Consider the following 6202-nt stretch of genomic DNA (forward strand, 5'->3'; position numbering starts at 1 on the left):
CGGCCGCGTGAAGGGCGGCTTCACCGTCGATCTGGGCGGCGCCTCGGCGTTCTTGCCCGGTTCGCAGGTGGACATCCGTCCGGTGCGCGACGTCGGCCCGCTGATGGGCAAGGAACAGCCCTTCGCGATCCTGAAGATGGACCGCCCGCGCGGCAACATCGTCGTCTCGCGTCGCGCCATTCTGGAAGAAGCCCGCGCCGAGCAGCGCACCGAGCTGGTCGGCCAGCTGGCCGAGGGCGAAGTCCGCGACGGCGTGGTCAAGAACATCACCGACTACGGCGCGTTCGTGGATCTGGGCGGCATCGACGGCCTGCTGCACGTCACCGACATGAGCTGGAAGCGCGTGTCGCACCCGTCGCAGGTCCTGGCCGTGGGCGACACGGTCAAGGTGCAGATCATCAAGATCAACCCGGACACCCAGCGCATCAGCCTGGGCATGAAGCAGCTGCAGGCCGACCCGTGGGAAGGCGTCGAGGCCAAGTACCCGGCCGGCGCCAAGATGACGGGCCGCATCACCAACATCACCGACTACGGCGCCTTCGTGGAGCTGGAAGCCGGCGTCGAGGGCCTGGTGCACGTTTCGGAAATGTCCTGGACCAAGAAGAACGTCCATCCGGGCAAGATCGTCTCCACCTCGCAGGAAGTGGACGTGGTCGTGCTGGACGTGGACAGCGCCAAGCGCCGCATCTCGCTGGGCCTGAAGCAGGCCCAGAACAACCCCTGGGAAGCCTTCGTCGAGGCCCACCCGATCGGCTCGACCGTCGAGGGCGAAGTCAAGAACGCCACCGAGTTCGGCCTGTTCGTCGGCCTGGACAACGACATCGACGGCATGGTGCACCTGTCGGACCTGGACTGGAACGTCTCGGGCGAGGAAGCCATCCAGCGCTACCACAAGGGCGAGACCATCAAGGCCAAGGTGCTGGACGTGGACATCGAGAAGGAGCGCGTCTCGCTGGGCGTCAAGCAGCTGGGCGGCGATCCCATGGAGGGCGACACCTACCGCAAGGGTCAGCAGATCACCGTCACCGTGACGGCGATCGAGAGCGGCGGCATCGAGGTGAAGTTCGGCGAGGACGACGCGCCCGTTTCGGCCTTCATCCGCAAGTCCGACCTGTCGCGCGACCGGGCCGAGCAGCGCCCGGAGCGTTACGCCGTGGGTGACCGCGCCGACGCCATGATCACCGCCGTGGACAAGGCCACCCGCCGCGTCTCGGTCTCGATCAAGGCTCTGGAGATGAAGGACGAGAAGGAAGCCATCGAGCAGTTCGGTTCTTCCGACTCCGGCGCCTCGCTCGGCGACATCCTAGGCGCGGCCCTGCGCGAGAAGGCCGGCGGCAAGGAATAAGCCGTCGTCCCATCGAAGAACGGATCAGGCGGCCGGGGTGACCCGGCCGCCTTTTTCGTGTCTGCCCCTTGATGATTAAGGACGAATTCTCATCGGAATCGCCGGTGGGGCTTTTTCACCGGCCAAACGATGGCTAAGGTCCGCTTCTCGACAGGACCTGGCGCGCCCCCGGCGCGCGGATCACACCAGACGGCGGGGGCCGACGACCGATGATCAAGTCGCAGCTCATCGAAAAGCTGGCCGCGGAGAATACCCACCTGACCCATGCCGAGGTCGAGCGGGTGGTCAACGTCGTGCTTGACAGCATGGTGGACGCCATGAGCGACGGGGGGCGCGTGGAATTGCGCGGCTTCGGCGCCTTTTCGGTGCGGTCCCGACCGGCGCGCGTGGGTCGCAATCCACGCACGGGCGAGGCGGTCAGCGTTCCGGCGAAGTCGGTGCCGTTCTTCAAGAGCGGCAAGGAGCTGCGCGAGCGGCTGAACGCTTCGGGCGACGCCTGAGCCTTTCGGCCCGACAGGCGTTCACGTCTCTACCGACAGCAACAGAGCCGAGATCCATCGGCGGACAGCGGAGCACCCCATGGGCCTGTTTCAGGAATTCAAGGAGTTCGCGGTCAAGGGCAATGTCATTGACCTGGCCGTGGGCATTATCATCGGCGCGGCCTTCAACGGCATCGTCAAGGCGCTGGTGGACGGCGTGATCATGCCGCCCATTGGTCTGGCGCTCGGCGGCATCGATTTTTCCGAATTGAAATGGGTTCTCGTGCCCGAGGATACGACGACGGAGGCCATCGAAGAGGTGGCCATCCAGTACGGCGCCTTCATCAACACCGTGGTCCAGTTCGTGATCGTGGCCTTCGTGGTGTTCCTGCTGGTGAAGTTCATCAACAATCTGCGTCGTCAGCGCGCCGAACAGCCCGCCCCGGAGGCGCCGCCCGCACCGACGCCGACAGAGGCCCTGCTGACCGAAATCCGCGACGAACTTAAGGCCAGCCGACGGGCCTAGGGCCGCGGAACGGGTCGCAGACAGAAACTGTAGTCGCCGTCAAAGGGCGTGGGCGTCCAGCCGCGTCGCAATTGTGCGTCCCGTTCAGCCCCGAAACGGGCGTGAGCGTGTCCCCAACCGCCCTCCCGCCGCGCGCGTGCGCCGACGGGACCCAGCGCGGCCAGCAAGGACGGCGACACAACCTGCAGCCGGATCTTCGCCACGCCCAGCCGTCGGCCGTTGTCGATCAGAGTCCCGACGAGGGCCTGGATCGCATCGGGTTCGCCCGGCGTCGCGATCAGGTCGATGATGTCCAGCACAGGCGGTTCGTGACGGCTCATCTTGGCCGTCTGGGCCAAGAGCCAGCCGGTGATGACCCCGTCCCGGCGATAGGCGAGCATGACAGGCGGGGTGAGGCGGTCAGGGTCGGCGGTCCGCCATCGCATGGCCTCGGCGCCGCGATCCGCCAGAACGGCGCCGGACTCCCTCAAACGAACCCAGAAGTCATTCCAGTCGGCGCCGAAATCCATCATTGGCGCGATGTCGGGGGGCAGGCGAAGATCCTGTGGTCTGCACACGCGCGCGTTCATAAGCCGCTCAGGCCCGGCTCGCCCGCTACGGTCCGGCGCGACGCGGCGCACCAGGCTGGCGGTGGCGCAGACCAACGGATCGATGATCCAGCTCAGCTTCAGTCCGTGTGTTTCCGCCGGCCAGGGGTGAAAACCATGACGTCGGTACAGGGGCGCGGACAGGGCGTTGGCGTTGAGGGTGTAATGCAGCGCGGCGTCGGGTCGGTCCAGGACCCGGCGGATCAAGATGGGCGCCGCTCCCCTCAAAGCCGGCGGCACAATGATGGAGTATCCGGTGACGCCCAGCAGGCGTTCGCCGTTCGCATGGAACGTCTGGGGGAACTGTCCCACAAAGGCTGCGCCACCTTCGGCGTCCTCGGCCAGCCAGCCGACCGGGAAATCCCCGGGCCTTGCGGGGTTGGCCAGAAGCCATCTCCAGCCGTCGGCCGAACGGACGGGCCAGTCGACGCCGCGGTGCAGGGCGCCGACCACGGGCTCGTCGTCAGGCTGGAACGGTCGAAGGGTCAGGGGCATGGAGGCTCGCTGGCGGAACGACCCAACCCTGGCGGGAAAAGCTTGTGATTCGATGACTGGGCGCCGGGTGTTGGAATGCACTCCGTACACGAAGGACTGTCATGATGGCGCGCTAGGAGCGTTGCTGATGATCCTGACACGCATCCTTTCGAGACCGGTTCCGCGCCCCCGCCATATTGCGGAAGCAGGCCTGGCCGTGCTGCTGGCGGCCCAGGTTCCCCTGTGGTTCGTGGTCCTCGACGCTTCCCGCGATGGAAACCCGCCGCCGCCGATCCGGATATCGGCGGCGGACACTGAGATGATCGTCGGCATGGATCCCTTTTTCAGGGGCGCGGATGCCGGGCCCGGCGCCCTGCAGGACTTCACCCTTTTCGCCGTGAGGGCCGGCGGTGATGCGGGCGCCATACTGTCTGGGCCCGACGGGATTCAGAAGGCCGTCCGCCCGGGCGATGCCGTTTCCGAGGGCGTGGTCCTGGCCGGGGTGGGCGAGGATCATGTGATTCTGGCCCACGGTCGGGCGCGGACCCGGCTGGAATTCCCGGCGGCGCCGCCCCCCTCGTTCGCACCGCCGCCTGCCCAGCCATCCTTGTCGGCCGGGACGCCTTCGCCCGAGGGTTCGGCGGACGCGACCACCTATGAAACCGCCTTGCGGCCGGTGCAGTCGCAAGGTGTGGTCGAAGGCTATGTCTGGCGCCCGGGAACGGAGGGCGGGATTCTGGCGGCGGCCGGTCTCCGGCCCGGAGACGTCCTGTTGCGGATCAACGGCACGCCGTTTGATCGCCACGAGCGATTTGGCGAGCTCGCCGCGGACGTGGCGGCAGGACGGGCTGTGCAGATCGAGTACAGGAGAAATGGTTCAGAATATTCCGTTACGTATTCCCCGGAATGAACATTTCATTTGTATATATTTTTGTCCGTATGCAGATAATGAAAAAATACAGAACAATTACTGTCATCTGATCATTGCAAACCTTGGCTAATCCCACACCCCGAGTTGCGGGGGGCGTCGGCATGGTGCGCGGCGGGCCTGCTTTCACGCGCAACGAGGGGATTCCCATGTCACGGACCTACAAGATTCTTATGGCCGGCGCCGCAGCGCTCGCCCTGGCCTCCTGCGGCTCGGCCGAGGTGGCCTCGCCCGGTGAAGGCGGCTTCGGCGGCGGCGGAACCGGCGGCGGCGGCGGCGGTGGTGGCGGCGGTGGCGGCGGCGGCGGCGGAGCCGCGGCGGACTGCCCGGCCGGCTTCGACAACGTCGGCGTCATCAATGACCTGCGCAACTGCCAGCTGCCCGCGCGCGTCATCGGCAATCTTGTGGTCCCGAATCGCGCCGGCACCATCTACTCGCTGGGCGGCCGCACGGACGTGGGCGACGATCAGGGCGCCAATCCGGCCTCGCCGATCGCCGGCGCCCAGGACGGCACCCTGACTATCGAAGCGGGCGTGACCATCTTCGGCTCCAGCGGCGCCGACTTCCTAGTCATCAACCGGGGTTCGCAAATCTTCGCTGAAGGCACCTCGTCGAGCCCGATCGTCATGACCAGCCGTCAGAGCATCGAAGGCACGACCGGCGAGGACTCCATCGGTCAGTGGGGCGGTCTGGTGATCCTGGGTCGCGCGCCCATCGCCGCCTGCCCGGCCGGCGTGACCCCCCCGAACATCGCCTGTGAGGCCCAGGTGGAAGGCACCAGCGCCTTCTACGGCGGCAACACCCCGGCCGACAACTCGGGTCGCCTGCGCTACTTCCGCATCCAGCACTCCGGCTTCGAAGTCCTGCCGGGCAACGAACTGAACGGCATCACCCTGGCGGGCGTCGGTTCCGGCACGACCATGGAGTACATCCAGGTCCACAACTCGTCGGACGACGGCATCGAGCCCTTCGGCGGCACCGTGAACCTGCGCTACGTGGTTCTGACCGGTAACGACGACGACAGCTTCGACACGGACACCGGCTATCGCGGCTCGGTCCAGTTCATGATCGTGCGTCAACGGGCGAACGGCGGTGACCGCATGTTCGAATCCTCCGGCGCGGGCGACAATGCCCTGTTCACCCGCCCGTTCATCTCGAACGTGACCGCCATCGGTCGTCCGAACGGCGGCGACGGCGTGCTGCTGAACACCGGCCACGCCATGCAGTTGTACAACTCGGTGGTGACTGGTTCGGCCGCGTGCCTGGACATCGATGACGATGAGACGGTGAACAACGGTCCGTCGTTCAACTCGGTCTACTTCAGCTGCGCGATCGGCCTGCGTGACGACGGCAACCTGGCCCAGACCCAGGCCATCTTCAACGCCGGTTCGAACAACACCGCTAACGGCACCTCGACCCTGTCGGGCTTCGTCAACGGTTCGAACGAGAACGGCGTGACCGCCACGCCGGTCAACTCGGTCAGCGCCTTCCTGCAAGACGTCGATTACATCGGCGCCGTGCGCGACAGCAGCGACACCTGGTGGCAGGGCTGGACCTGTGGCCTGGAGAGCGGCTCGGACTGCTGATCCCGAGCCTGAGGAGACGAGCGGCGGCCTTGGATGGCCGCCGCTCATTCCCGTTTCGTCGACATCTCAAAGGCGCAAGAAGACCATGACCCGCATCATCCACACCCTGAGCGGGCTTCTGCTCGCCACAACGGCCCTGGCCGCGCCGAATTTCGCGCTCGCCCAGGCCGCCGAAACCGAACAGCCCGAAGCCACCACGGTCGATGAGATCGTCGTGCTGGGCCGCTACATTCCCGAACCCATGCGCGAGACCTCGGAAATCTCGGCCTTCGTCACG

The 6202-nt window shown here is 66.4% G+C and carries 7 protein-coding genes; 6 read left to right on the forward strand and 1 reads right to left on the reverse strand.

From position 1 onward, the window contains the following. The 3 genes from ACI8U3_RS15255 to mscL form a co-directional block, all read left to right on the forward strand. Positions 1 to 1345 (forward strand): 30S ribosomal protein S1 (locus ACI8U3_RS15255; protein WP_415015724.1); only part of this gene is annotated, 1345 nt, incomplete at its 5' end. 209 nt (positions 1346 to 1554) lie between these two features. Then, positions 1555 to 1845, forward strand: coding sequence for an integration host factor subunit beta (locus ACI8U3_RS15260; RefSeq protein ID WP_415015725.1), 291 nt, complete (start codon positions 1555 to 1557; stop codon positions 1843 to 1845). Between the two features lie 79 nt (positions 1846 to 1924). Next, positions 1925 to 2350 carry a large-conductance mechanosensitive channel protein MscL gene (mscL, locus tag ACI8U3_RS15265; protein WP_415015726.1) on the forward strand — a complete coding sequence of 142 codons (426 nt, stop codon included), beginning with the start codon at positions 1925 to 1927 and terminating at the stop codon, positions 2348 to 2350. On the opposite strand, the gene ACI8U3_RS15270 is transcribed toward mscL, so the two are convergent. After that, positions 2347 to 3432 carry an N-acetyltransferase gene (locus ACI8U3_RS15270; RefSeq protein ID WP_415015727.1) on the reverse strand — a complete coding sequence of 362 codons (1086 nt, stop codon included), beginning with the start codon at positions 3430 to 3432 and terminating at the stop codon, positions 2347 to 2349. The two genes, mscL and ACI8U3_RS15270, sit on opposite strands and share 4 nt — an antisense overlap. Positions 3433 to 3559: 127 nt before the next feature. Here ACI8U3_RS15270 and ACI8U3_RS15275 point away from each other — a divergent pair, with 127 nt between their 5' ends. The 3 genes from ACI8U3_RS15275 to ACI8U3_RS15285 all read left to right on the forward strand — a co-directional run. Further along, positions 3560 to 4321: a hypothetical protein gene (locus ACI8U3_RS15275; RefSeq protein WP_415015728.1), complete on the forward strand. Its 762-nt coding sequence runs from the start codon at positions 3560 to 3562 to the stop codon at positions 4319 to 4321. Positions 4322 to 4488: 167 nt separating this feature from the next. Beyond that, the gene (locus tag ACI8U3_RS15280) at positions 4489 to 5925 is read left to right on the forward strand and encodes a hypothetical protein (RefSeq protein ID WP_415015729.1); all 1437 of its coding nucleotides are present in this window, start codon (positions 4489 to 4491) and stop codon (positions 5923 to 5925) included. Positions 5926 to 6010: 85 nt separating this feature from the next. Beyond that, positions 6011 to 6202, forward strand: a 192-nt coding sequence (locus ACI8U3_RS15285) for a hypothetical protein (protein WP_415015730.1), incomplete at its 3' end; no start/stop codon positions are given.

It is taken from the genome of Brevundimonas sp., assembly GCF_047617075.1.
GTDB lineage: Bacteria > Pseudomonadota > Alphaproteobacteria > Caulobacterales > Caulobacteraceae > Brevundimonas.

Excerpts from the sequence above, each read along its gene's own strand:
- ACI8U3_RS15260 (WP_415015725.1), top strand. The coding sequence starts at position 1,555 with ATGATCAAGTCGCAGCTCATCGAAAAGCTGGCCGCGGAGAATACCCAC.
- mscL (WP_415015726.1), top strand. The coding sequence starts at position 1,925 with ATGGGCCTGTTTCAGGAATTCAAGGAGTTCGCGGTCAAGGGCAATGTC.
- ACI8U3_RS15270 (WP_415015727.1), bottom strand. The coding sequence starts at position 3,432 with ATGCCCCTGACCCTTCGACCGTTCCAGCCTGACGACGAGCCCGTGGTC.
- ACI8U3_RS15275 (WP_415015728.1), top strand. The coding sequence starts at position 3,560 with ATGATCCTGACACGCATCCTTTCGAGACCGGTTCCGCGCCCCCGCCAT.
- ACI8U3_RS15280 (WP_415015729.1), top strand. The coding sequence starts at position 4,489 with ATGTCACGGACCTACAAGATTCTTATGGCCGGCGCCGCAGCGCTCGCC.